Source organism: Rhodanobacter sp. Root561 (assembly GCF_001427365.1).
GTDB lineage: Bacteria > Pseudomonadota > Gammaproteobacteria > Xanthomonadales > Rhodanobacteraceae > Rhodanobacter.
Genome location: NZ_LMGH01000016.1, coordinates 121,095 through 146,961, shown reverse-complemented (window position 1 = coordinate 146,961; position 25,867 = coordinate 121,095). Strand labels below are relative to the sequence as shown.

Annotated in this window: 21 protein-coding genes; 12 read left to right on the top strand and 9 right to left on the bottom strand. The window is 69.1% G+C overall.

What is annotated here, in order from left to right; genetic code table 11:
- The first annotated feature begins 15 nt into the window (after positions 1-15).
- Together ASD55_RS17050 and ASD55_RS17045 are read left to right on the top strand one after the other, a co-directional pair.
- The gene (locus ASD55_RS17050) at positions 16-309 is read left to right on the top strand and encodes a YcgL domain-containing protein (RefSeq protein ID WP_056768369.1); all 294 of its coding nucleotides are present in this window, start codon (positions 16-18) and stop codon (positions 307-309) included.
- A 122-nt stretch (positions 310-431) separates the two neighbouring features.
- Complete coding sequence (locus ASD55_RS17045; RefSeq protein ID WP_056768111.1) at positions 432-3,866, top strand: ankyrin repeat domain-containing protein; 3,435 nt, start codon at positions 432-434, stop codon at positions 3,864-3,866.
- 44 nt (positions 3,867-3,910) lie between these two features.
- Here ASD55_RS17045 and ASD55_RS17040 read toward each other — a convergent pair whose 3' ends face one another.
- The 5 genes from ASD55_RS17040 to ASD55_RS17020 all read right to left on the bottom strand — a co-directional run bounded on the left by ASD55_RS17040 (position 3,911) and on the right by ASD55_RS17020 (position 10,133).
- Positions 3,911-5,746: a monovalent cation:proton antiporter-2 (CPA2) family protein gene (locus ASD55_RS17040; RefSeq protein ID WP_056768107.1), complete on the bottom strand. Its 1,836-nt coding sequence runs from the start codon at positions 5,744-5,746 to the stop codon at positions 3,911-3,913.
- Between the two features lie 148 nt (positions 5,747-5,894).
- The gene (gene dcp, locus ASD55_RS17035; RefSeq protein ID WP_056768105.1) at positions 5,895-8,090 is read right to left on the bottom strand and encodes a peptidyl-dipeptidase Dcp; all 2,196 of its coding nucleotides are present in this window, start codon (positions 8,088-8,090) and stop codon (positions 5,895-5,897) included.
- Positions 8,091-8,372: 282 nt separating this feature from the next.
- Complete coding sequence (locus tag ASD55_RS17030; protein WP_056715433.1) at positions 8,373-8,720, bottom strand: hypothetical protein; 348 nt, start codon at positions 8,718-8,720, stop codon at positions 8,373-8,375.
- Positions 8,721-8,772: 52 nt separating this feature from the next.
- On the bottom strand, positions 8,773-9,453 hold the full coding sequence (gene bioD, locus ASD55_RS17025) for a dethiobiotin synthase (protein WP_056768102.1): 681 nt from the start codon (positions 9,451-9,453) through the stop codon (positions 8,773-8,775).
- The gene (locus ASD55_RS17020) at positions 9,450-10,133 is read right to left on the bottom strand and encodes a TMEM175 family protein (RefSeq protein WP_056768099.1); all 684 of its coding nucleotides are present in this window, start codon (positions 10,131-10,133) and stop codon (positions 9,450-9,452) included. The genes bioD and ASD55_RS17020 overlap by 4 nt, the downstream gene beginning before the upstream one ends.
- 61 nt (positions 10,134-10,194) lie before the next feature.
- On the opposite strand from ASD55_RS17020, the gene ASD55_RS17015 reads away from it, so the two are divergent.
- Positions 10,195-10,686, top strand: a complete 492-nt coding sequence (locus tag ASD55_RS17015; protein WP_056715369.1) for a GAF domain-containing protein — start codon at positions 10,195-10,197, stop codon at positions 10,684-10,686.
- 222 nt (positions 10,687-10,908) lie between these two features.
- On the opposite strand, the gene yihA is transcribed toward ASD55_RS17015, so the two are convergent.
- Positions 10,909-11,568 (bottom strand): ribosome biogenesis GTP-binding protein YihA/YsxC, encoded by a 660-nt coding sequence (gene yihA, locus ASD55_RS17010; RefSeq protein ID WP_056768097.1) that lies wholly within the window; start codon positions 11,566-11,568, stop codon positions 10,909-10,911.
- A 164-nt stretch (positions 11,569-11,732) separates the two neighbouring features.
- On the opposite strand from yihA, the gene ASD55_RS17005 reads away from it, so the two are divergent.
- The 5 genes from ASD55_RS17005 to ASD55_RS16985 all read left to right on the top strand — a co-directional run bounded on the left by ASD55_RS17005 (position 11,733) and on the right by ASD55_RS16985 (position 15,439).
- Positions 11,733-12,452, top strand: a complete 720-nt coding sequence (locus tag ASD55_RS17005) for a c-type cytochrome (protein ID WP_056768095.1) — start codon at positions 11,733-11,735, stop codon at positions 12,450-12,452.
- Positions 12,453-12,517: 65 nt separating this feature from the next.
- Positions 12,518-13,396, top strand: coding sequence for a thiol:disulfide interchange protein DsbA/DsbL (locus ASD55_RS17000; protein WP_056768092.1), 879 nt, complete (start codon positions 12,518-12,520; stop codon positions 13,394-13,396).
- Between the two features lie 56 nt (positions 13,397-13,452).
- Entirely contained in the window at positions 13,453-14,103 is a 651-nt protein-coding gene (locus ASD55_RS16995) for a thiol:disulfide interchange protein DsbA/DsbL (RefSeq protein ID WP_056768090.1), read from the top strand.
- Positions 14,104-14,216: 113 nt separating this feature from the next.
- Positions 14,217-15,026, top strand: a complete 810-nt coding sequence (locus tag ASD55_RS16990) for an endonuclease/exonuclease/phosphatase family protein (protein ID WP_056768087.1) — start codon at positions 14,217-14,219, stop codon at positions 15,024-15,026.
- Positions 15,023-15,439, top strand: a complete 417-nt coding sequence (locus ASD55_RS16985; protein ID WP_056714384.1) for a hypothetical protein — start codon at positions 15,023-15,025, stop codon at positions 15,437-15,439. Before ASD55_RS16990 ends, ASD55_RS16985 begins: the two co-directional genes overlap by 4 nt.
- Here the strand turns inward: ASD55_RS16985 and ASD55_RS16980 are convergent.
- Entirely contained in the window at positions 15,353-17,038 is a 1,686-nt protein-coding gene (locus ASD55_RS16980; protein WP_235577866.1) for a glycoside hydrolase family 17, read from the bottom strand. The two genes, ASD55_RS16985 and ASD55_RS16980, sit on opposite strands and share 87 nt — an antisense overlap.
- Positions 17,039-17,074: 36 nt before the next feature.
- Here ASD55_RS16980 and ASD55_RS16975 point away from each other — a divergent pair, with 36 nt between their 5' ends.
- Together ASD55_RS16975 and ASD55_RS16970 are read left to right on the top strand one after the other, a co-directional pair.
- On the top strand, positions 17,075-19,120 hold the full coding sequence (locus tag ASD55_RS16975) for a transglycosylase SLT domain-containing protein (RefSeq protein WP_056768085.1): 2,046 nt from the start codon (positions 17,075-17,077) through the stop codon (positions 19,118-19,120).
- A 37-nt stretch (positions 19,121-19,157) separates the two neighbouring features.
- Complete coding sequence (locus ASD55_RS16970; protein WP_056768082.1) at positions 19,158-20,096, top strand: complex I NDUFA9 subunit family protein; 939 nt, start codon at positions 19,158-19,160, stop codon at positions 20,094-20,096.
- Positions 20,097-20,189: 93 nt separating this feature from the next.
- Here ASD55_RS16970 and ASD55_RS16965 read toward each other — a convergent pair whose 3' ends face one another.
- The gene (locus ASD55_RS16965) at positions 20,190-21,785 is read right to left on the bottom strand and encodes a sulfotransferase (RefSeq protein WP_056768081.1); all 1,596 of its coding nucleotides are present in this window, start codon (positions 21,783-21,785) and stop codon (positions 20,190-20,192) included.
- A gap of 168 nt (positions 21,786-21,953) precedes the next feature.
- Here ASD55_RS16965 and ASD55_RS16960 point away from each other — a divergent pair, with 168 nt between their 5' ends.
- Positions 21,954-23,201, top strand: a complete 1,248-nt coding sequence (locus tag ASD55_RS16960; RefSeq protein WP_056768078.1) for a multifunctional CCA addition/repair protein — start codon at positions 21,954-21,956, stop codon at positions 23,199-23,201.
- A 64-nt stretch (positions 23,202-23,265) separates the two neighbouring features.
- Positions 23,266-25,500, top strand: coding sequence for an LTA synthase family protein (locus tag ASD55_RS16955; RefSeq protein WP_056768363.1), 2,235 nt, complete (start codon positions 23,266-23,268; stop codon positions 25,498-25,500).
- Here ASD55_RS16955 and ASD55_RS16950 read toward each other — a convergent pair.
- A complete protein-coding gene (locus ASD55_RS16950) occupies positions 25,477-25,821 on the bottom strand; it encodes a VanZ family protein (protein ID WP_235577865.1) in 345 nt (114 codons plus the stop codon). The two genes, ASD55_RS16955 and ASD55_RS16950, sit on opposite strands and share 24 nt — an antisense overlap.
- Between the last annotated feature and the right edge of the window lie 46 nt (positions 25,822-25,867).

The following is a 25,867-nucleotide window of genomic DNA, read 5'->3' as shown; positions in this document are numbered from 1 at the left end:
CCGATGGGTTTCGCGATGCCATGTTTCGTCTACGCCAGCCTGCGCAAGGCTGGCAGCTACCTGTGGCTGGCCGAACGCGACGCGTTCGCCAGGCTGCCCGAGTCGCTGTTGCTGCTGCTGGGCGAGCTGCGTTTCGTGATGGAAGTGCAGCTGGACGAACAGCGCAAGCTGCCGGTGGAAGACACCACGCAGGTCCTCGCCCACCTGCGCGAGCAGGGCTGGCACCTGCAGGTGCCGCCCAACGAAACGCTGGCCGCGGCCAACCACCTGCCGTATACCCACTCCCCGCAGGATGACCGGGACGAGTGACGCGCCGACCTGCGCGCGGATTCCGCCGGCCTGTTCGCGCCGGCGGATCTACATCGGCGGATTTCCATCGGCATTAACACTTGGTTACCGTCTGCCCATCCAACGATTTCTATACTCCCTCCATGACCCAGCCCAAATCACGTCGCCGCCCTCCCTTTCTGCAAGCCCTGGCCTGGTTCGTTCCCGGTTTGCTGGCGGTCTTCGTGGCCGGCCTGGTCAACCATCCGCTGACCCTGATTCCGCTGCTGGTCGCCAACGCGCTGACCCTGGCGGCGGTCTGCCATGCGATCGGCTTCGATCCGGAACCGAAGTTCATGCGCACCGTGCTGCGCCGTGGCGCCGCGCACCTGGTGATGTTCACCGGTTACACCGTGGCGGTGTTCGTGCTGGTGGCCTGGCCGATGATGCAGCTGACCCACGCGCCCAGCCTCAGCGGCGCCCTGCTGCTGGCTGCCGCCCTGGTGCTGGCGCTGGTCGCGCTGTGGCGGCTGTGGCCCGCGTTCGGGCTGGTGTTCCTGTGGGATGACGCCTATCCGAGCCAGCGTGACGGCTCGTGGATCTTCACCGCCACCCTGCGCAGCGTCGCATTCGGCCGCCACCTGTCGCGCGAGGAACACTTCTTCAGCCACTTCCTGCCGGTCGCGTTCTCGCTGCTGGTGCTGTCCTTCGGCGCGATCACGCTGACCGGCCTGTACGGCGTGGTGCCCTCCGAGCCGCGCATCGCGGCGCTGGCCCTGTACGGCATCGTGCTGCTGCCAGCCGGCTGCCTGGTGATCGCCAACCGCACGCTGCGGGCGCTGTTGTGCGAAAGCCGGCATGCGCGCCGGCGCTCCGACCTGGCGCCGACCCCGGTGCATCGCCCGATCCTCACCGAGGTCGAGCGCACCGCCGGCACGCTGGAACAGGCCGCCGCGCTGCTCGCCGCCACCCGTGACGGCGACATCGAACGCGCGCTGGCGCTGGTCGAGGTGGGCGCCGACCCGGACACCGCGCCCGCAGCGGACGATCGCGACCAGCGGCCGGTGCTGATGCTGGCCGCCTTGCTGCCCGACACCCGCCTGCTGCGCGCGCTGATCGCCCGGGGCGCCGACGTCAATCGCGCCAGCGGCGGCATCACCCCGCTGCTGGCCGCCACCCGCGACAGCTGGCACGGCCGCGCCGAGGCGGTGCTGACCCTGCTGGCCAACGGCGCCAGCCCGCTGGTCACCGATGCCGAAGGCAACACCGCGCTGCACGGCGCGGTACTCAGCGCCGACGCCGGCGTGGCCGCGATGCTGCTGGATGCCGCCGCACCGATCAACGCGCTGAACCAGGCCGGTATCAGCCCGCTGGCCACCGCCTGCCGCGCGGCGAATTGGCCGCTGGCGAAGTTCCTGCTGGAGCACGGCGCCAAGCCCGTCGTGCCCGACGGCGAGCCGGCCCTGGTCGCCGCCAGCGGCATCGCCGACGACGACGTCGAAGGCGTGAAGCTGCTGCTCAAGCACCGCGCCCCGGTGAATGCCTGCGATGCACGTCACCGGCACGCCCTGCTCGGCGCCGCCGCCGAAGGCCACGAACAGATCGCCCGCGCGCTTTGCGCCGCCGGTGCCGACGTGAACCTGGTCGACCACCGCGGCAGCAGCGCGCTGATGGAAGCGGCCCGCGCCGGCGCCGGCGGCATCGTGCAATTGCTGGCCGAGGCGAAGGCCGACGCGGGCCTGCGCGACAGCCACGGTCGCGACGCACTGACCCTCGCCTGCCAGTCGCCGCATGCCGACGCCGGCACGATCAGCGCCCTGCTTGCCCTGGGCGCCGACCCGAAGGCGCCGGCCAGCGACGGCCGTAGCGCACTCGACCATGCCGCCGCCGCGGGACGCTGGGACCTGGTCGCCGTGCTTGATCCGGATACGCCGCTGCCGACCAGCCTCAGCCAGGACGTGCTGGCCGAAGGCGCCGACACCCCCGGACACCTGCTCGATGCCCTGCGCTTCGGCCACTGGGCGATCGTCTCGGGCTTCGTTGCCCGCGTACGCGAATGGCCGCAGGCCGAGCTGGCCCGCATGTATCTGGAACTGGCCTCGCCCGGCCTGGGCGCCGCCCGCCGCTGGCTGCTCGAACACGGCCTGGCCGCCGAAGCGCGGCTGGACGCACCGCAGATCGACGACGCCGACACCGGCGACACGCCGCACCTGCCGCCACCGGGCCAGCGCCTGTTCGATGCGCTGCTGCAGCAGCTGCCCGATGCCACCGAAGCGCTCGACGACCTGCTGCAAGCCGGCGCCACGCCCGCCGGCGCCGGCCTGCTGGCGCAGGCGCTGCTGAACACGAACGGTGCGGCCCAGTCGGCCGCGCTGCCGTTGAAGATGCTCGAAGCAGGCGCCGATCCGTTCGGCCCTGACGCCCGGGCGCGCAGCCCGCTGCAACTGGCCGCGGTGAACGACCAGGTGGAACTGCTGCAGGCACTGCTGCAACGGGGCTGCGATCCCAACACACGCGACCGCGACGGCCGCACGCCGCTGTTCGCCGCGCTGGAACACGGCGCCCAGGCGCTGCCGCTGGTGCGCGCACTGATCGCCCACGGCGCCGACCCGGAAGCCACCGACGCCAACGGCGAAACGCCGCTGGGCCTGGCGCTGGAACATCCCGCGGTGGAGCGCTGGCTGGACTGGCGCGACTGGTCGCGGCCGGATCGCGCGCTGCGCGCCAGCGACCTTCCCGCCGCCGCGCGCGCCGGCGCGCTGGCCAGCGTGCAGCGACTGCTGGAACTGGGTTTCGCCGTGGACACCCTCGACGAACAGGGCGCCAGCGCCCTGCTGCACGCCTGCGGCGCCGGTCACCGCGAGATCGCCGCCTGCCTGCTGGACGCCAACGCCGACGCGACCCGCGCCGCCCGCAGCGGCGTGACCCCGCTGGCCGCCGCGGTCGCCGCGCGGCGCGAATCGCTGGTGGCCCTGCTGCTGCAGCGCGAGGTCGCCGTCGACCAGCGCCTGCCGAACGACGCCACCGCGCTGATGGCAGCGGCGGCGATGGGTTATCCGGAAATCGCCGAACAGCTGCTCGATGCGGGCGCCGACATCAAGGCGGTCGACAACGCCGGGCGCAGCGCGCTGCACGCGGCGGCGCAGTTCGGCTTCGAGCACAACGACAGCCTGCGCGCGCGACGCCTGTTCGACGCGCTGCTCAAGCGCGGCGCCGACATCAACCACGCCGACCACGAAGGCAAGACGCCGCTGCTGCTGTTGCTCGGCGCCCAGCTGCGGCCGGGCAGCAGCTGCGACGCCACCCACATCGGGGCGCTGGTGCCGCTGTTGCTGGACGCGGGCGCCCAGGTCGGCCACGCCGACCAGCGCGGCGTCACCGCGCTGCACGCCTGCGCCATGCACGCCTTGTTGCCGCCCGCCCGCGTGCTGCTGTCCCGCGGCGCCGACCGCAACGCGGCCGATGCGTTCGGACGCAGCGCGGCGGACGTGGCGCGGCAACTCGGTTATGTGGACATCGCCCACGAACTGGCCGCGCGCAGCAGCGCGATCCCCAGTGTGCGGCAGACCCTGCGCCAGCCCGCCCAGCCGGCCGACTGAGGCGCGGCCGCGCGCCGCGGCGCAGCCATCGCCCGATCAGCGCCTCACTCTTCCCCGGTCAGCGGGGTGCCGGCATCGCGCTCGCGCGCACGCTCGGCCTCGGGCGAGGCATCGGCCTCGAACAGGCGCTCCAGGTCAGCCAGCGCCTCGCGCGTGGTCTGCACCAGCTTGGTTTCGTCGTCGTAGACCAGGTATTGCGCCTTGATCAGCTCCGCGTCCTGGCGCCGGAAACGTTCCACCTGGTCGACCGCCTGTTCCGGCGTGAGGCCCAGCGCGACCAGGGCCTGCTTGGTCATCTTCAGGCTGGAATACAGCGTCTCGCGCACCGGGTCGTCGACGCCCAGGTCCATCAGCCGCCACACATGCTGGCGGTTGCGTGCCCGCGCGATGATCTTCAGGTGCGGGTACTGTCGGCGCACCACCCGCGCCACGCGCAGGCTCGATTCGGGGTCGTCGCTGGCCAGCACGAACACCTCGGCCTTGTCCGCCTGCGCGGCGCGCAGCAGTTCGGGCCGGGCCGGATCGCCGTAGAAGATGTCGGTGACGTTGCCGAATCGCTGGATCAGGTCCATCTGCTCCACCGAATGGTCCAGCGCCACGAACGGAATGCTCTGCGCGCGCAGCACGCGCGCCACGATCTGGCCCATGCGGCCATAGCCGGCGATGATCACCCGCGGCACGTGCGTGTCGATGGTGTCGTAGGCGCGCGTGGGCTTCTTCGCCTTGCCGCCGAGCAGCCGCGACGACACGGCGACCAGCAGCGGCGTTAACGCCATCGACAGCGAGATCGCCAGCACCAGCAGGTTGTGCTGCGGGCCGTTGAGCAGTTGCTGCTCCTGCGCCAGCTTCAACACCACGAATGCAAACTCGCCGCCGCAGGCCAGCAGCACCGCCAGCCGCAGCGCCTCGGCGCGATCCAGCCCGCCGACCAGCCGCCCCAGCGGCCACAGCAGCGCCCCCTTCAGCAGCATCAGGACCAGTACCACCGCCAGCACGTGCAGCGGCTGATGCAGCAGCAGCGAAAGATCCATCGACATGCCGACGCTGATGAAGAACAGCCCCAGCAACAGCCCCTTGAACGGTTCGAGATGCGATTCCAGGTCGTGCCGGTATTCGGAATCGGCCAGCAGCACGCCGGCCAGGAAGGCGCCCAGCGTGGCGGACACGCCGGCCAGCTCCATCAGCCAGGCGGTGCCCATCACCACCAGCAGCGCGGTGGCGGTGGAGACCTCCACCGCATCGGCCTTGGCCACGAAGCGGAACACCGGCCGCAACAGGTAGCGACCACCGACCACCACCGCCACGATCACGCCGATCGTGCGCATGGCGCCGGTCAGGTCCACGCCATGCCGGGCGGAGGCCGTGGCCAGCAACGGCACCATCGCGATCAGCGGGATCGCCGCCAGGTCCTGGAACAGCAGGATCGCGAACGCCTGGCGCCCGTAGGCCGAGCCGGCCTCCTTGCGCTCGGCGAGGATCTGCAGGCCGAACGCGGTGGACGACAGCGCCAGGCTGCCGCCCACGACCACCGCCGTCTTGCCGGGCAGGCCTTCCAGGAAGTACACCACCGCCGCGATCACCACGCTGCTGGCGAGCACCTGCAACAGGCCGGTGCCGAACACCGAGCGGCGCATCACCCACAGCCGTTGCGGCGACAATTCCAGGCCGATCACGAACAGCATCAGCACGATGCCGAACTCGGAAATCGTGCTGACCCCGGCGGTATCGCCGACCAGCCCCAGCAACTGCGGCCCGATCACCACGCCGGCCAGCAGGTAGCCCAGCACCGAACCCAGCCGGAAGCGCTTGGTCAGCGGCACCGCGATCACCGTGGCCAGCAGGAACACCAGCGCGGTCTGCAGGTAGTGGTGGTTGTCCAAGCGCGTGCGGCTCCGGTCGGGGAGGTTCGATTATTCCACGTGAAGGCCGGCGGCACCCGCTGTCGGTTCGGTTTCATCCCGCAGTTTCCCAAAACGATCAGGCCCGCTTGCGGCGGGCCTGATCTTCCAACACGGATGCTGCAACGGCTTACTTCTTCGGCGCGTCCTTCAGGCCACGGTTTTCCAGCATCGGCTCGATCTGCGGATCCTGCCCGCGCCAGTCCTTGTACATCTTCGCCAGCTCCTCGGTGTTGCCCCGCGACAGCACCATCGCGCGGAAGCGGTCGCCGTTCTCGCGGGTCAGGCCGCCGTGTTCCTTGAAGCCCACGAAGGCGTCGTCGGCCAGCATCTCGGTCCACAGGTAGGCGTAGTAGCCGGCGGCGTAGCCGTTGCCCCAGATGTGCTGGAAGTAGCTGGAGCGGTAGCGCGGCGGCACGTAGCCGAGGTCGATGCCGTCCTTCTTCAGCGCGGCGGCTTCGAACTTGTCGGCGTCCTGCAGCGGCGCGTCGGCGCCCAGCATGTGCCAGTTCATGTCCAGCAGCGCGGCCGAGACCAGCTCGGTCATGTTGTAGCCGGAGTTGAACTTGCCGGCCTTGGTCATCTTGTCGACCAGTGCCTTGGGCATCGGCTCGCCGGTCTTGTAGTTCTTCGCGTAGTGGGCGAACACCTTCGGATCGGTGGCCCAGTGCTCGTTGAACTGCGAGGGGAACTCGACGAAGTCGCGCGCGGTGTTGGTGCCGGACAGGGTCGGGTACTGCTCGTCGGCGAAGATGCCGTGCAGGGCGTGGCCGAACTCGTGGAACATGGTGATCACGTCATCGAACGACAGCAGCGCCGGCTGGCCCGCGGCCGGCTTGCTGAAGTTGCCGACGTTGTAGATCACCGGCTTGGTGCCCAGCAGCTTCGACTGGGTGACCAGGTTGTCCATCCAGGCGCCGCCGTTCTTGTTGTCGCGCTTGAAGTAGTCGCAGTAGAACAGCGCCATCGAGCTGCCGTCCTTGTCGAACACCTCGAACACGCGCACGTCCGGCTGGTACACCGGGATGTCCTTGCGCTCCTTGAAGGTCAGCCCGTACAGCTGGTTGGCCGCGTAGAACACGCCGTTCTGCAGCACGTTGTCCAGTTCGAAGTACGGCTTGATCTGGTTTTCGTCGAGGTCGTACTTGGCCTTGCGCACCTGCTCGGCGTAGAAGTTCCAGTCCCACGGCTGCAGCTTGAAGCCGCCGTGCTGCTGGTCGATCACCGCCTGGATGTCGGCCGCCTCCACCCTGGCGCGGCCAGTGACGGAAGGCACCAGGTCCTGCATGAACTTCAGCGCGGTTTCCGGCGTCTTCGCCATCTGGTCGTCGAGCTTCCACGCGGCATAACTGGGGAAGCCGAGCAGCTTCGCCTGCTCGGCGCGGATCTGCGCCAGCCGCTCGATGGTCTTGCGGGTGTCGTTCGCGTCGCCCTGCTCGGCACGGTTCCAGGAAGCCTCGAACAGCGCCTGGCGGGTGGCGCGGTCGGTGAGGTCCTGCAGCTCCGGCTGCTGGGTGGTGTTCTGCAGCGACAGCACGTACTTGCCGTCCTGCTTGCGGTCTTTGCCGGCCTGGCTGGCGGCGGCCAGTTCGGCATCGGACAGGCCGGCCAGCTTCGCCTTGTCGGCGATCACCGGCGCGGCGTCCTTCGTTGCGGCCAGCAGCTTGTTGGTGAACGCGGTGCTCAGCGTGGACTCTTCCTTGTTGAGGTCCTTCAGCTTCGCCTTGTCGGCGTCGGACAGCTTGGCGCCGGCGTGCACGAAGTTCCGGTAGACCACCTCGACCAGGCGCGCCGATTCGGGGTCGAGCTTGAGCGTGTCGCGCTGGTCGTAGACCGTCTGCACGCGCTGGAACAGCTTGCTGTCGAGATAGATCGCATCCTCGTGCGCGGCCAGCTTCGGCGCTTCGTCTTCCTGCACTTTCTGCAGCGCGTCGTCGGTGTTGGCACCGGTGACCGCGTTGAAGGCGGTCATCACCCGGTTGAGCATGGCGCCGGATTTCTCCATCGCCACGTAGGTGTTCTCGAAGGTGGGCGCTTCGGGGTTGTTCGCGATCTTCTCGATCTCGGCCATGTGCTGCTTCATGCCCTCTTCGATCGCGGGCTGGTAGTCGGCGTCGTGGATTTTGTCGAATGGCGGCGCCTGGAACGGCAGCGTGCTGGCGCTGTAGAACGGGTTGCTGGTCATGTCGGTGGCCGCCCGCGCGGCGCTGCTGGTGCTGGCGGCGGAAGCGGCCGGCGCGGGCGGGTTGGCGGCGCCTTCCGGCTGCTGCGAGCAGGCGGCCAGGGCCATCGTGGTGGCGATCACAATCGTGCGCAGTCGAAGCATCGGGTTCCCCAGGAGTGGTGCGCCCGGCATCGGGCACGGAAGTCTGACCGCCGACTGTAGGAGCGTGGGCGGTAGAAACACAAGCGGCTGCGGCTGCGTGGTTTTGGCCAGCTTTTCCGCTCCTTTTCGTTGAATAGCTACGGCTATTCGCCTCAAACGATCGAAAAACCTGACTCAAAACCACGTTGCCTCGCTCACCTGGTTTCTACCGCCCACGCACCTGGCGAGACGGCGGCCAGTTTCCAAACGGTGACGCCGTGAAGCGGCGCAGAATCCTGCGACTCAGGCGGCGCGCAGGTCGCGCAACTGCCAGGCGCCGCCGATCATCAGGTACAGCCGATGGCGCACCACGCTCATCGGCAGGTCGGTGATCAGGTCCACCTCGGTGTGCAGGTCGACCACCCGCGCGTCCACCTGCGCGGTCGGGTCGGTGGCGCCGAGACTGTCGTCGACCGCGTCCGGATCGGGCTGCGCCGCACGCCAGCGCTGGAACAGCTCGTCGCTGCGCAAGGCCTGCTGCAGGGTGCTGGCGAAACCGTCCGGGCCGGCGCCATCCCACGAGAAGCGCGGGTCGTCGCCGCGTGCGTGGACGATGTCGGCGATCGAAAGGTAGTAGTGGTTGCGGGCCATGGTCACTCCGGCGTGGGAAACGTGCGCCATCCGAACACATCGAATGTGAAGCTCAGTCCAAGGCTGCCACGGCCGCGTCCAGGCAGCCGGCGGCCTGCGCCGGTGCCACGCCATGCGGCAACACGCCCAGGCACGGCGCGGGCAGCAACGCGCGCAGCGTGTCCAGGTTTTCTTCCGGCGCGTCCATCGATGGGTCCACCCGGTTGCCGATCCAGCCCAGCAGGTGGCAGCCGTCGGCCGCGATCGCCCGGGCGCTGAGCAGGGCATGGCTGAGGCAGCCCAGGCGCAGGCCCACCACCAGGATCACCGGCAGCTGCCATTGCCTGGCGATGTCCGAGGCCAACAGGCCGGGCGCCAGCGGCACCAGCCAGCCGCCCACGCCTTCCACCACCACCGTCGAGTGCCGCGCGGCCAGTTGCTCGAACGCCGCACGCAGCGGCGCCAGGGTGATCGCCACGCCGTCGTGGGCCGCGGCAAGATGCGGCGACAGCGGGTCGCGCAGCGCCACCGGATTGACCAACGCGTACGGAAGTTCCGGATCAACGCCTGCCGCCCGCAGCGCCAGCGCATCGTCGTTGCGCAGGCCTTGCGGGGTTTCCACGCAACCGCTGGCGACCGGCTTCATGCCGCAGGCGTCGTGGCCGGCCGCGCGCAGGGCGTGCAGCAGGGTGCAGGCAGTGTGGGTCTTGCCGATGCCGGTGTCGGTGCCGGCGATGAACACCGCCGTCGTCATGCCGGTGCGTAGCGCCGGTTGAACTGGTTCACCACCGGGCCGATCAGGAACAGCAGCGAGTACATCAGGCCGGGGATCGACCACATCCAGCCGGACACCGACAACGGCATCAGCAGGGCGACCAGCGCCGAGGCCAGGCCGATCGCCGCCGGCACGATCCAGATCCGCATCTCGCGGCGCGCGTCCAGGTTGTCCAGGCCGTGCCGGGCGGCGACCCTGGCCGCATCGGAGAACAGCAGGGCCAGGGTGCCCGCCATGCAGGCGTAGGCCAGCCCGTAGCAGACGAACAGCGTGCGCATGTCGGCCGGCCCGCTCACCGTGAAATCGCCGGGCAGATAGCCGCCGCTGATCGAGGAGAACACCCCGGAGAACACCATGTGCAGCGGGTAGACGAAGATCATCGCGAAGAACACCAGCAGCAGCGACAGCCAGCGCCCGCTGGCGCCCGCGCCATGGCAACGCTTGCGCCAACGCACGTGGCCATGCCAGAAAAACGCGATCTGGAAGAAGCACACGGCGAACGCGGGGATGCCGCCCAGCGCGTGCAGCAACTTGCCGGTGCTGTCGGGAATCGACTCGCCGCCGATCAGCAGCAAGGTGAGGATGAACGCGAACGCGCCATCCACGAACATGTCCAGTCGCCCCGCCTCGATCCCTTCGCGCTGCTCGGTCAGACTCATCTGGCATCCCCCGTGATGATGGCTCGGCGCATAATACGGACTTTGCCGCGGGACGCATCGCATGTTCGACCTGAAAGCCCAGACCTACGCCAGCAAGCGCGAGCACTACGCCGACCTGGTGCAGCAGGCGCGCGGCATCCTGGCCGGCGAGCGCGACCTGATCGCCAACGCGGCCAATTTCGGCGCACTGGTCTATCACAGCCTGGCGCAGGTGAACTGGGCCGGCTTCTACCTGTACGACGGCCATGAACTCGTGGTGGGTCCGTTCCAGGGCAAGCCCGCGTGCATCCGCATCGCACTGGGCCGGGGTGTCTGCGGCACCGCCGCGCAGACCCGCGAAACCCAACTGGTGCGCGACGTCAACGCGTTCGCCGGGCACATCGCCTGCGACGCCGCCTCGCAATCGGAGATCGTGGTGCCGCTGGTCAGGGCCGACGGTTCGCTGCTCGGCGTGTGGGATGTCGACAGCCCGGTCACCGACCGCTTCGACGAGGACGACCGCGCCGGCATGGAAGCGCTGTGCGCGGTGTTCATGGACGCCGTGCAGGGCTGAAACCGGAGCTCAGCCGTGAGAGGTTGTGATTTTTCAACCTCGAAGCCCGGCCATGGCGAGGGCATGGATGCCCGAATTGAGGCAACGCAAGAGCAGTTGCCCGATGGCCGGACGTGGATCGGTCACGCAAGTGACTGATTCACGTGAGCACGTCCGGGCATGTACCGGACGTGCGATAGAAGAAAGCGACAGGAAGTGGCTTTCTTCACAGGCTCTGAGAGCTCAGCGCTCGCGGTCCTGATGCGCGCCTTCGCGCGGCTGCGCCAGCAAGTCCATCACCGCCTGCCGCGCCTCCTCCACCCCGGTGCCGGCGGACGAAGAAAACACCTGGGCGGTGGCGGACAGGCTTTCGGCGGCGAACTGCTTGCGCAACGCGGCCAGTGCCTGCGCCGCCTGGCCCCGCGAGATCTTGTCCGCCTTGGTCAGCAGCACGTGGCACGGCAGCTGGGTGTCGAAACAGAACTGCAGCATCAGCCGGTCGAATTCCTTCAGCGGATGGCGGATGTCCACGATCAGCACCAGCCCGCGCAGGCTGCGGCGCTGGTGCAGGTAAGCGTCGATCTCCTGCTTCCAGTGCTCGCGCATGTCCAGCGGCACCTTGGCGTAGCCGTAGCCGGGCAGGTCGATCAGGCGCAGGTCGGGGGTCGGTCGCTCCTGCACATCCCGGTGCGGCGGCAGGCTGAAGGCCACCATCTGCTGGGTGCGCCCCGGCGTCTTCGAGGTGCGTGCCAGTCCCTTGTGGTTGGTCAGTGCGTTCAGCGCACTGGACTTGCCCGCGTTGGAACGGCCGGCGAAGGCGACTTCCGCGCCCTGGTCGACGGGAAGCTGGCTGATGCGATGGGCGGCGAGCACGAATTGCGCGCCCTGGAGGGGATTCGACATGGGGATGGTTTGACCAAGCTGGGGTGGCGCAGGGATAATTCTTCGGTTTCTGCCTGTTGCGGACCGCATGGCCGCAATCGCTGGCAGTGTTTGCAAGTCTCTCGGGAGTCAAGTGTATGAGTTTTCGGTCCGCTGGTTTTCGGCCCGCTGTTCTCGGGTCCGCCATGGCCCTCGTGTTCGCGCTGTCCGCCAGCGCCGCGATGGCCCAAGATGCCAAGCCGGAGACCGCGGCCCCCGCTGCCGCCAGCACCGCCGCTGCAGCGCCTGCCGCACCGGCCGTCGCCGCTGCTGAAGCCCCGGCCAAGCCGGGCGACGCCACCGCGGGCCAGGCCAAGGCCGCCGTCTGCGGCGCCTGCCACGGCATGGACGGCAATTCCGCCGACGCGCAGTACCCGAAGCTGGCCGGCCAGAGCGAGCAGTACATCGTGCGCCAGCTGACCGACTTCAAGGCCGGCAAGCGCCAGAACCCGATCATGATGGGCATGGCCGCGCCGCTGTCGACCCAGGACATGCACGACGTGGGCGCCTACTTCGCCAGCAAGACGGCGCTGCCGGGCGTGGCCGACCAGGCCCTGGTCGAGCACGGCCAGACGCTGTTCCGCCAGGGCGATTCGACCCGTGGCATCCCGGCCTGCATGGCCTGCCACAGCATCGACGGCCGCGGCAATCCGGGTGCGATGTATCCGCAGCTGACCAGCCAGCACGCGCAGTACATCGAGGCGACGCTGAAGTCCTGGCACGACGGCGCCACCTGGGGTGACGACGCGCACGCGCAGATCATGCCGGCGATCGCCAAGCAGCTGACCCCCGACGACATCGCTGCCCTGGCCAGCTACATCGAAGGCCTGCACAGCGCCGACAGCCAGCCGGCCGCCACTCCCTGATCGAACCCGCGCCGACCTTCAAACGTCGGCGCGCTGGTTTTCGCGCCCCACTTTCGAGGTCTGCCATGTTGAAGCGTCTGCCGTTCCTGTGTGCCGCCCTGCTCGCGCTTGCCGCCTGCAGCCATGACAGCAACAACGGCAGTCCCGCCGCCGAGGCCAGCGCTCCGGCCGTCACCAGCACGGCGCCGGCCAGCGCCGTGAGCAGCCCCGCCACGGCCGCTGCCGCCAGCACCGCCGCGGCGCCCGCCAGCAGTGCGACCGTCGCGCCGGCCCAGGCTCCTGCCGAGGCAGCAACACCGGCGGTGGCCGCCGCGCCGTTCGTGGACACCGGCAAGTGGGTCGAGGGCAAGAACTACTTCCGCATCGATCCGGCGCAGCCGACCAGCCACCCCGGCAAGATCGAAGTGACCGAGGTGTTCTCCTACGGCTGCCCCGCCTGCAACGCCTTCCATTCCACCGTCGACCGCATCGCCAAGAGCCTGCCGTCGGACGCGGTGATGAACTACCTGGCCGCCTCGTTCCGTCCTGACGAAAACTGGCCGATGTACCAGCGCGCGTTCTACACCGCGCAGGCGCTGGGCGTGGTCGACAAGAGCCACGACGCGATGTACGACGCGGTGTGGAAGAGCAAGGAACTGTCGACCTACAACGCCACCTCCAGCGGACTGAAGCCGCACGAGGCGTGGCCCACGATCGAGGACGCGGCGAAGTTCTACGCCAAGTACGGCGTCGACCCGAAGGAATTCGTCGCCGTCGCCAACTCGTTCAGCGTCAACACCCAGATGAAGCGCGCCGACGACCTGATGAAGGCCTACGGCGTGGAAAGCACGCCGACCATGATCGTCAACGGCAAGTACCGCTTCACCGCCGGTGACGCGGGCGGCTATGCGCAGTCGATCGAGCTGACCCTGTGGCTGGTGTCGAAGGAAGCGGCCGGCAAGTAGGCGCTTCGGTTAAGCTGGTCAGCCGGCATCCCCACCGCATTCGAGCGAAGAAACCCATGTTCCAGCGATTCGCCTGTTCCCGCGTCCTGATCCTGCTTGCCGGCCTGCTGCTGGCCACCGCCTGCACCGCGAAATCCGGTGCGGTGGACCCGTACACCGACGGCGCCGAGTACGTCACCCTGCCCGCCCCGCACCAGCGCTACAGCAGCGAGGGCAAGGTGGAAGTGGTCGAGGTGTTCTCGTATGGCTGCATCCATTGCGCCCACTTCGCGCCGGTGGCCGATGCGCTGGCCAAGCAGTTCCCCAAGGGCGTGGAGTTCAAGCTGTTGCCGGCGGCGTTCAGTGCCGAATGGGTGCCGTTTGCCCGGGCGTTCTACGCGGCCAGGCAGCTGGGCGTGCTGGACCGCACGCACCTGGCCCTGTTCCAGGCGAAGTTCGAACAGCACTATCCGATCAACTCGATGAACGAACTGGCCGACTTCTACGCGCGCGCGGGTGTCGATCGCGCCGCGTTCATGCAGGCGGCCACGTCGACCCAGACCACCGACCAGATGAAGAGCGACCTCGCCCTGATCCAGAAGTGGCAGGTCGATGGCACGCCGACCATCGTGATCAACGGCAAGTACCGCGTCGCCGCGGTGCACTCCTATGACGAGATGGTCGCCGTCACGCAGTGGCTGGTGAAGCGCGAGCTGGCCGGCAAGTAATCGCCGGGTTCCCCGGCGGCTGGCGTGGCATTCACAACGGATGGATCATGCTTGCCGTCATCTCGGCGCATGAACCCATGCGCCGGCTTCCCCTTTTCGCGTAGTGGCCCGCCATGACTCGCGCCTCCGTTTCCACCGCCCCTGCCGAACGCCATCTGCGCCTGCTGAGCTGCAACATCCTGGCCGGCGCCAGCGTGCAGCGCTATCGCCAGTACGTGACCCGCAGCCTCAGTGCAGTACTGCCCGGGCGCAGCAAGATGGACAACCTCGACCGGCTCGCCGAAGTGCTGGCGCAGTTCGACGTGGTCGGCCTGCAGGAAGCCGACGCGGGCAGCCTGCGTTCGGGTTTCCTCAACCAGACCCGCTACCTCGCCGAAACCTCCGGCCTGCCGTTCTGGAGCCACCAGCCCAACCGGGCGATGGCGAGGCTGGCGCATTCGGCGAACGGGCTGATCAGCCGGCTCGAACCGCATTCGGTGACGGACTACCCGCTGCCCAGCCGCATCCCGGGCCGCGGCGCCCTGCTGGCCCAGTTCGGTGAAGGCGACAACGCGCTGGCGGTGATGATCGCGCACCTGTCGCTGAGTGCGCAGGCGCGCGCGCGCCAGCTGGGCTTCATCGCCGAGCTGCTGCAGGATTTCCCCCATGCGGTGCTGATGGGCGATCTCAACGCCGAGCCCGGCAGCGCCGAGATGAAGCATCTTTTCGCCAGGTCCACGCTGCAGCCACCAGCCCAGCCCACGCCCACCTTCCCCAGCTGGAAGCCGCGGCGGGCGCTGGATCACATCCTCACCTCGCCGGCGATCACGCTGGAGAAAACCTGGGCCTTGCCGCAGGCGTTCTCCGATCACCTGCCGCTGGCGGCGGAGATCCGCCTGCCGGCGCGCGTCGGCGGCAAGGCCTCGGAGAAGCGCAGTCGATGACGTCGAACCGATGGCGACTGGCCTGGCCATGGCTGGCCCTGCTGCTGGTGGCGCTGCTCGGCGCGTGGTTGCGCTACGGCGTGGTCGAGCCCGGCTCGATGGCGCAGCAGTGCGGCGCCGGCCACGCGCCGTGGTGGTGCCCGTGGCGGCAACGGCTGGTACTCGGTTTCCTGCACAACGTGTATGGCATCGCGGCGCTGGTCGCAACCGCGCTCGCATTGTTGTGGAAGCGTCCGTGGCTGGCCTGGCTGGCCGCCGCGCTGGGCATCGTGGCGCTGCAGCTGTACTGCTTCGAGAGCGGCGCGCTGGCCGCACTGATCGGCTGCCTACGCCTGATCAGGCTGCAGGCGGACGGCCTGCCGCCACGCCGACCACACCGGCAGGACCAGCAGCAGGTTCACACCCAGCCATAGCCACGCCACATGCGTGAGACCGGATTCCTGCCACAGCACCGTCGCCGCCAGCAGCGGCAGCAGGCAAGCCAGGAAGCGCTCCTCCAGCAACGGCATCAGCGGCGCGCGACGATCGGACAGCCAGCCGGACAGCGCGTAGCCGGCGCAGGGCAACAGGAACAGGCCCAGCGGAAAATCCCGGTAGCGCCCGTCGACCACCAGCAACAGCCCGTAGAAGGCCAGCGCGAACAGCCAGCCCAGTCGCCACCACGGCCGCGGCAGCGGCGGCGTCATCCCGCACAGGCGCGCGGCGATCCAGCGCGCCAGACGCAGCGCGGTAAGCAGCGCCAGCACGCAGGCGCCCAGCGACACCGTCCATTCCCACGCGTCGCGACAGGCGTACCACATCTGCCGGAACTGCCAGGCCAGCGCGCCGCCGCTGGCCGCGCCGGCCAGCATCAGGGCCAGCCAGCCACGCGCTCCGCGCCAGCGACGCCGCCACGCACCGACCAGCAGGAACACGCCGGCGCCGGCCACGCCGGCCAGCCAGCCCGCCCACCAGTGCGGCTCTTCCACCACCGGCCCCTGCATCGCGAACTTCGGCCGCGCCTGCGCATCGAAGATGCCCCAGTAGCCGCCCACGGTGCCTTCCTGGGCGCGTTTCCACGGCTGGTCGAACGCTTCGATCACGTTGTACGGCATGTGCACGGTGGCCGCGTAGCGCAGGAATTCGCGCAGGTAGCGGGCCTCGTTGACCACGCTGGCACTGGCCGCCTGGCGCGGGCGGCCGGCGCTGGGCCAGCCGGTCTCGCCGATCATCACGGCGCGGCCGGGAAACGCCTGCTGCACCTTCGCATAGACGTCGGCCACGTGCTGCACCGCCCGCTCGGGTGACACCGGCTGGTCTTCCCAGTACGGCAGGATGTGGATGGTCAGGTAGTCGACCGAGCCGGCCAGCTCGGGATGGCGCAACCAGAACTCCCACACGTCGGCGTAGGTCACCGGCACCGTGACCGCCTCGCGCACCTGTTTCAGATAGACGGCCAACTGGCTGGCCGGCAGATCGCCACGCAACAGCACCTCGTTGCCCACGATCACCCCGCGAAGCACCTGCGGATAACTGTTTGCGGTGGCGATGCCCAGTCGTACCTGCTCGGCGTTCGCCTTCGCGTCGCCCCCCAGCCAGATGCCCATCAGCACCTTCATGCCATGGCGTTCGGCGATCGCCGGCACCGCGCTCAGCCCCTGCCCTTGCGAATAGGTGCGCACGCAATCGAAGCGCTGCGACAACGCGGCAAGATCAGCATCGATGCGCTCGGCGCTGATGTGCGCCGTCGGGTCCAGTGGCGTCTCGCCGGCACGACGAAACGGCGCATACGACACGCAGGCGATGCGCGCCGACGGCGCATCCGGCAAGGCCACCGGTCGACCGATCGCCCACCACCACCACGCGGCGGCCAGCGCCATCACCACCAGCGCGAGCCACGCCGGCCAGACGCGACGGAAAACAGGCGAAGCAGCTGGCGACATGCCGATCCCGGTAAAGGCGTGGATGAAGCGCAACAGCTTAACAGGGCCCACCACGCACTCACCGAATGCCGACAAGTCGAAACGGGCCATCCACTACACTGGCCGCGATCCACCGCAGGAGTTGTCATGTTTTCTTTCGCTTCGTCGCGGCGCGTGCCGCTGGCCTGGCTGGTGCTGGCCGGCGCCTGGCTGCTCACCGGCTCGACCGCACTGGCCGCCACGCCCGACGCCGCGCAACGCGTCGCCTTCAAGCAGGCATACGCCGTCGCCCAGCAGGGCGGCGACGGCTGGCGCCAGTTTGCCGGCAACCTGCACGACTACCCCTTGTATCCGTACCTGGCTGCGGCGGCGTTGCAACACGACATCCAGCAGGTCGACCGCGCCAGCGTGGAAGCCTATCTGGCGCAGTATCCGGACTGGATACCCGCGGCCGACCTGCGCCGCGCGTTCCTGCTGGAACTGGCACGCCGGCAGGACTGGAGCGGCTTTCTTGCGCTGTACCAGCCCGGCCTCGGCGACACGCTGAGCTGCGACGCGCTGCAGGCGAAACTCGCCGGCGGCGGCAAGCTGGACTTCCAGCGCGACCTGGCCGAACTGTGGACCCGTGCCAACCTGCCCGGCGCCTGCGATCCGGTGCTTGACGCCGCGCACGACCAGGGCCTGCTCACCGACGCACGGCTGTGGACACGGATCGATCGCGCGGCCGACGCCGGCCAGGCCGGCACCATCACCAGCCTGGCCAGCTGGCTGCCTGCCAGCGAACAGCCCACCGCGCAGCAACTGGCCACCGCGCTGCGTGATCCGGCCGCCGCGGTCGCCGATGCGACGAACTGGCCCGACGGTACGCGCCAGCGCCACGCCGTCACGCTGGCGCTGACCCGGCTGGCCCGACGCCAGAGCGACAGCGCCGACGCCGCGTGGCAGCAGCTGCAATCGCGCTTCACGCTGAGCGAGGCCCAGCGCAACCGCATCGTGCAGACGCTGGCGCTGTTCCGCGCCACCGACTTCGACGACGATGCCCTGGCCCGGCTGATCGCACTGCCCGCCGCCGCGCAGACCGACAGCACCCGCGAATGGCGCGTGCGCGTGGCGCTGGCCCGGCAGGACTGGAGCGCGGTGCTGGCGGGCATCGAGGCGATGCCCGCCAGCCAGCAGCAGGATGGCGAATGGCAATACTTCCGCGGCCGCGCGCTGGCCGCGCTGGGCCGTGCCGACGAAGCCCGGCGACAGTTCGCCGACCAGGCCGACCAGCCGACCTTCTTCGGCTTCATGTCGGCGGACCGGCTCGACCAGCCGTACGCGATCTGCCCGCTGACCCTGGCCGACGACCCACAGCGCGAACAGCAGCTGCTGGCGATGCCGGGGCTGGTGCGTGCGTTCGAGCTGTACGCGGTGGACCTGCCGAAGCTGGCACGGCGCGAATGGACACGCGCCCTGCAGGGCAGCGATGTCGCCACGCAAAGGATCGCCGCCGACATGGCCAACCGCCGCGGCTGGTACGACCGCGCCGTGTTCACCCTGAGCAGCGGCGATGCCCTGCGCCTGTATGACCTGCGCTTCCCGCTGGCCAGCCAGGACGGCCTGGTGCCGCAGGCCGAGCAGGCCGGCATCGAACCGGCCTGGGCCTACGGCATCCTGCGCGCGGAAAGCGCGTGGATGAGCGACGCGCATTCCGGCGCCGATGCGCGCGGCCTGATGCAGTTGCTGCCGGAGACCGCGGCGCTGGTGGCCAGGCGCAACGGACTGGACTGGGCCGGCGGCGACAGCCTGTACGACCCGGCCACCAACATCGCGCTGGGCACCCGCTACCTGGCGCAGATGGCGGCGCGCTTCAACGGCTCGCCATGGCTGGCCAGCGCCGCCTACAACGCCGGCCCGAACAAGGTCGACCAGTGGCTGGCCGCCCGCGGCACCCTGCCCACCGACCTGTTCGTGGCCAGCATTCCCTACAAGGAAACCCGCGAATACGTGGCCCGCGTGATGGCCTTCAGCGTAATCTACGACTGGCGTCTGGACGGCCATACGGTGGTGCCGCTGGCCACCCGCATGGACGCGATCGGCCAGCCCTACAGCCTGCCCGGCAATGGCACGCCACGCCGCGAAGTAAGCTGCCCGGCGCCGACCACCGCGCCGACGACGGCGCCGGCCAACGCCGCCAGCGTTTCTCGCTGACCGATCTCCGCACCTGTTTCAGCAAGGAACGCCGCCCATGGCCGCACAGCAACTCGTCATCCTCGGCGGCACCGGTTTCCTCGGCCAGCAGCTGGTCCCGCGACTGGCCGCCGACGGCCATCGCATCGTGCTGCTCAGCCGCGATCGCGAGCGGCATCGCGCACTCGCCGTGCTGCCGGGCGTGAGCGTGCGCAACGCCGACATCTACGATGACGCCGTGCTGCGCCGCCAACTGGCAGGCGCCGATGCGGCAATCAACCTGGTCGGCATTCTCAACCAGGGGGGTCGACACAGCTTTCAGCGCACCCACGTCGAACTGACCCGGCGGCTGATCGCCGCCTGCCACGACAGCGGCGTCGGACGCCTGCACCAGATGAGTTCGCTGAAGGCCGGCCAGGGCCTGTCGCAATACCTGAAGACGCGCGGCGAAGCCGAAGCCCTGGTCAGGGTTTCGGCACTGGACTGGACGATCTACCAACCCAGCGTGATCTTCGGCCGCGGCGACGGCCTGGTCAGCCGCTTCGCCGCGCTGCTGCGGAACATGCCGGCGCTGCCGCTGGCACGCGCGCAGTCGCGCCTGGCGCCGACCTGGGTCGGTGACGTGGCGGAGGCGATCGCCCGCTGCGTGAACCACGAGCGCCTGGGCCGGCAGCGCAGCTTCGAGTTGTACGGCCCCGACGTGCTCAGCCTGGGCGAGATCGTGCGCCGCATCCGCGATGCCGCGGGCCCGCGCACGCCGATCGTCGCCCTGCCCGACAGCCTCGGCCAGTTGCAGGCACAGTTCGCCGAGCTGTTGCCGGGCAAGCCGTTTTCCCTGGACAACTTCCGTTCGCTGCGCACCGATTCGGTGGGCAAGGTGGATGGCTACGCCGCCCTCGGCATCACGCCCCAGCCGCTGGCGCCGTGGCTGCCGGTGCTGCTGGGCGAACCGGCGCGGCAACGCCGGCTGGCCGCGGCGCGATCGCTGCGGCGCTGAGAGGTTTTCAACCTCTCAGGTCGGACGCGCGATGGAAGCAAGCCGCAGGAAGTGGTTTTCTTCACGGACTCCGGGAAGTCGCTGCTCACCGATTCACAGCAGGCCCAGCAACACCCGCAACCGATCCAGCTTGCCGCGGTAGCGTGGCGCCCGCGGCTCCTGCCAGCGCAACGGCTCGCGCAGCCGCGCGGTGTTGCCGGCCGCGCCCTGGCGCCGGTTGGCATGGACGTCCAGGCAGGCCGGGTCCTCATCGAGCCCGAGGAAGTTCAGCAGGCGATGCAGTTGCAGCGGCGGATCGGCCAGCAGCGATTCGTGCTCATGCACGAACACGCGCCCGCGATGCAGCTGCTGCCAGTGCGCGCAGAGACCGTCGTAGTCGCGCCAGAAACTCGCCAGTTCGTCGAGGTCGTAGCTGAACTCGTTGTAGGAGGTAAACAACTGGCGATAACAGCTCAGGCAGTTCTCCAGCGGATCGCGACGGCAATCCACCAGTCGCGCGCCGGGCAACATGGCCATCGCCGCGCCCATCAGGTGCCAGTCCTGGTCGCTCTGGTCGATGAAGCAGCGCTTGTCGTCCTGCGCGCGCACGGCCCGCGCCAGATAGTCGCGGCCAAGCCGCGCCCAGTCCGCCGGCGTGGCCTCGATGGTCCACTGGGGGAATTCCCGCTGCCGGCGCCTCGATTCTTCCTCGATCACGGCGCGTAGATGCTGCGGCCGCTCGCTGGCGTCCACCTGGGCATGACCGGCAAGCACGCGCCGCAGCAGGCCGCCGCCCGAGCGCGGCAGCCCCGCGATGAAGACGACCTGCTCGCCCAGCCGCGAATCCTCGACCTCGCCCGGCGGCTGGGCGAAGGCCGCGCGGATGCGCGCGATCCGGGCGGACACCGCCGCCGCGTTCCAGCTCACCAGCTTGCGTTTCTGTCCATTGGCCTTGCGCAGCGTGCGAAATGCGGCATGGTAGTCGCCCTGGTCCTCCAGGCAGCGAGCCAGCGCGAAGCCCAGCATCACGCGCCCCTGTGGCGACGTGCCGGGACGTTGCATCGCCTGCTGCAGGCGGGTCAGGTCATCCTTCGAAAACGGCTCGACCTGCAACCTGGCCAGGCCGAGCCACGCCTCGGCGTGATCCGGTTCATGCCGCAAGGCCTCGCGATAATTCGTGCACGCGGCGCCCACCGCACCCAGGCTGGCCTGGGCCTCGGCCAGCAGGCTGTGCATCACCGGGTCGTCGGGGGCGAGGTCCACCGCCCGATGCAGCGCCGTGATCGCACCGGCCGTACGCCCCTGCTGCTGGAATGCACGGCCCAGGCTGAACCATGCCGGCGGAAAATCGGGAGCCAGTTCGCAGGCACGGCGCAAGGACGAAAACGCGGTGGCGAATTCGCCCCCGCTGTACAGCGACATGCCCAGGTTCATGTGCAGCAGCGCGTTGTCCGGCTCCGTGACCAGCGCCCGCCGCAGGATCGCCACCGCCCCGGCATGGTCGCCCCGGATATGCGCCACCAGCCCCTGCAGGCGCTGCGCCTCGACAAAATTCGGCGCCATCGCCAGCACGTCGGCCAGCGCCGCGCCGGCGGCTTCCAGCTCGCGACGCGCCATCGCCACCGTGGCCTCGTCGTAGCGCTGGCGCGCCGCCGCCGGCAGGCCGGCGGTGCGGCCGAGCAGCAGCGGATGAACCTGCATTGCCACCATCTTGCGTTTCCCGGATTACCCCATGCAGCCAGCTTAAGCGAGGGGGGCCGCATCTGGAAGCAATGATCCGGCCAGGTTACCGCGGCATGCCTTCGATTCTGCCCTCCGCGGGTGGTTTCGCCCCCGGCGGTTCACCGACGCGACAAGAGCCCGTGGCATCATCCCCCCATGCACATCTACCTGGTCGGCGGCGCGGTCCGCGACAAACTGCTGAAGCGCCCCGTGGTCGATCATGACCGCGTGGTGGTGGGCGCGACGCCGGAGGCCTTGCTGGCGCTGGGCTACAAGCCGGTGGGCAAGGATTTCCCGGTGTTCCTGCATCCGCAGACGGGCGAGGAATATGCGCTGGCGCGGACCGAGCGCAAGAGCGGGCGCGGCTATCACGGCTTCGTGTTCCAGGCCGATGCCACGATCACGCTGGAGCAGGACCTGGCGCGGCGCGACCTGACCATCAATGCGATCGCCGAGGACGAACACGGCACATTGACTGATCCGTTCGGCGGCGTGGCCGACATCGAGGCGCGCGTGCTGCGCCACGTGTCCGAAGCCTTCGTCGAGGACCCGGTGCGGGTGTTGCGGGTGGCGCGGTTTGCCGCGCGTTTCGCGCCGCTGGGCTTCAGCGTGGCCGCGGAAACGATGGCCCTGATGCAGCAGATGGTGCGCGACGGCGAGGTCGATCACCTGGTGCCCGAGCGCGTGTGGGCGGAGACGCGCAAGGCGCTGGGCGAGGCGCGGCCGTCGGCGTTCCTGCGGGTGCTGCGTGAATGCGGTGCGCTGGCGGTGCTGTTCCCCGAAGTGGACTCGCTGTATGGCGTGCCGCAGCGCGCCGAGTTCCATCCGGAGATCGACACCGGCGTGCATGTGGAGATGGTGCTGGATGTCGCGGCGACGCTGGCGCCCGGCAACGACGTGGTGGGCTTCTGCGCGCTGACCCACGACCTGGGCAAGGCGCTGAGCCCGGCCGCCGAGCTGCCACGCCACGTCGGCCACGAGCATCGCGGCGTGGCGCCGTTGCGCGCGCTGGCCGCGCGACTGAAGGTGCCCACCGAACACGCCGCGCTGGCCGAGCTGGTCTGCCGCGAGCACCTGAACGTGCATCGCGCGTTCGAGCTGAAGCCGGCAACCGTGCTGAAGCTGCTGACCGCGACGGATGCCTTGCGCCGACCAGCGCGGCTGGACCTTTTTCTTGCCGCCTGCACCGCCGACAAGCGCGGCCGCCTGGGCCACGGCGACGACGCCTACCCGCAGGCCGATTACCTGCGCGAGGCGCGGGCGGTCGCCGCCGCGGTCGAATCCGCCTCGTTCGTGGCGCAAGGCATGGCCGGGCCGGCGATCGGACAGGCGATGGAAAACGCGCGCGTCCAGGCGATCGCCGAGCTGAAGGCGAGCCCTTCGGGGAACCGATCCGCGGTATAAAGGCGCGATGATTTTGCCGCCCGCAACGGGCGGTGGCGTCCCCTTGCCTGTTTCGGAGTTGCCCGTGCCGCGTGCCTTTACCCGCCCCTCTCCCGTTCCCCAGCGCTTCCGCCCGCTATGGTGGCTGGCGATCAGCTACCTGGTGATCACCTTCGCCACCCGCGTGGTGCTGCTGGTGATGTCGGGTGCCGAGGTACCGCACACCGCGTTCAATCTCGCCTATGCGTTTGGCGTGGGACTGTTCTACGACGTGGTCACCTTCATCTACGTGGCGTGGCCGCTGGTGCTGTTCCTGTGGATCGTGCCGACCCGGTCGGGGCGGGTGGCGCCGCTGTTGCGCTGGCTGGCCTATGCCATGGCAATGGCCCTGGCGTGCACGCTCTGCCTGGTCGCGCTGCACCTGCACTATCACGCCGGGCTGAAGGAAACCTGGCCGGCGCTGCTGCCGTTCCTGTTCGTGCTGCCACTGGCGGCGTTCACTTACACCTCGCGCGCCGGCCAGTGGGTGTTGTACGTGTTCGCGCTGCTGCTGATCTACGGCCTGCTGTTCGTGGCCGCTTCGGAGCTGGTGTTCTGGAACGAGTTCAGCGTGCGCTTCAATTTCATCGCGGTGGACTATCTGGTCTACACCACCGAGGTGATCGGCAACATCCGCGAGTCGTACCCGATCGGCCTGTGGGTGAGCCTGCTGGCGGTACTGGCGCTGCTGGTGCTGGCGGTCGGCCACCGCGCCCTGCGCGTGCGCGACGATGGCAGCCGCTTCTGGCAACGAGGCAAGGTCGTGCTGCTGTGGCTGGTGCTGACGGTGATCTCGGTGGCCGCGGTGAACGGCAGCATGAAGGACCGCACCGGCAACAACTACGTCAACGAGCTGGCCGGCAACGGCATCTACCAGTTCTTCAACGCCTTCCGCAGCAGCCACCTCGACTACGCGAAGTTCTACCGCACCCTGCCCGACGACGACGCCTTCCGCCGCGTGCGCGAGATGCTGAAGACGCCGGACTCCAGCTATGTCAGCAGCGACCTGCGCGACCTCACCCGGGAAATCCGCCGCAGCGGCCCGGAGAAGCGCCTCAACGTGGTGCTGATCAGCGTGGAGAGCCTGTCCGGCGATTACCTGGGCACCTTCGGCAACCCGCAGAAGATCACTCCCTATCTCGACTCGCTGGTCGACCACAGCCTGTTCTTCGACAAGCTGTACGCCAATGGCACGCGCACTGTGCGCGGGCTGGAAGCGCTGTCGCTGTCGGTGCCGCCGACGCCCGGCGATTCGTTGCTGAAGGCGCATGACAACGAAAACCTGTTTTCGCTGGCGGACATCTTCAACGACCGCGGCTACCAGTCCGACTTCGTCTACGGTGGTTACGGCGAGTTCGACAACATGAACCAGTTCTTCGGCAGCAACGGCTACCGCACGGTGGACCGGCGCGACATTCCGAAGGGCGCCACGATCCACGGCGAGAACGTGTGGGGCGTGGCCGACGAGGATCTGTACACGCTGGCGCTGGGCCAGATGGACCAGATCCACGCCGCGGGCAAGCCGTTCTTCCTGCACATCATGACCACCTCGAACCATCGCCCGTTCACCTTCCCGGAAGGCCGGGTAAAGCAGGCCAACGGCACGCGCGAAGGCGCGGTGGCGTATACCGACTGGTCGATCGGCGACTTCATCCGCCGCGCCCGCGAGAAGTCCTACTTCGACGACACCATCTTCGTGATCACCGCCGACCACTGCGCCTCCAGCGCGGGCAAGACCAGCGTGCCGGTCAACCGCTACCACATCCCGCTGTGGATCTACTCGCCGAAACACATCCCGCCGCAACGGGTGGACCGGCTGATGGGCCAGGTCGACATCGCGCCGACCGTGCTGGGCCTGCTCAATTTCAGCTATCGCACGCGCTTCTTCGGCTACGACCTGTTCCAGCTGGAAGCCGGTCGCGAGCGGGCGTTCCCGGCCACCTACGAAAAGCTCGGCTACCTGCACGACGACGTGCTCACCGTGCTGGAACCACAGCGCAAGCTGGAGCAGATGAAGCCGGACTACGCCACCGGCGACGCCATCCCGATCAAGCCGCAGAACCAGCAGCAGATCACCGACGCGGTGGCCTATTACCAGGTCGCCAGCGACCTGTTCAAGCGCGGCCAGCTGGGGCGGCGCCCGGCGGATTCGACGCCGGTGGAGCCGCTGCCCGTGCCCGCCAGCGCGCTTCCCGCGTCCCCCGGCTCGGCGCCCGCACCCGCCAGTTCGGCTCCGGCAACCGCCAGTTCGGCGGGGTCAGTGCCGGCGGCGCTGCGCTGAGAACGCTTCCACGCTCGCCAGCACCCTGGCGAGCGGCGTGCGCAGCAAGCCCAGCGCGATGATCACGCCGATGCCGTCGGCCAGCACATCGAAGGCATCGGCATCGCGGGGCGGGTCCAGCCACTGGGCGAACTCGATGAGGATGCCGAAGGCCAGGCAACCCAGCGCCGCCCATGCGCGTGGCCGCTGGTCGCGATAGACATTGCCCCACCAGCCCATCAGGCAGGTGAAGGTGATCGCGTGCAGCAGCTTGTCGCCGTACGGGAAGACCAGCGTGATGCCCGGATCGGGCGTCAGCGCCATCCACAGCGTCCAGGCCATGATCAACCCGCCGAGCACGACCCAGGCTTTGTGCCAGCGCAGCCGT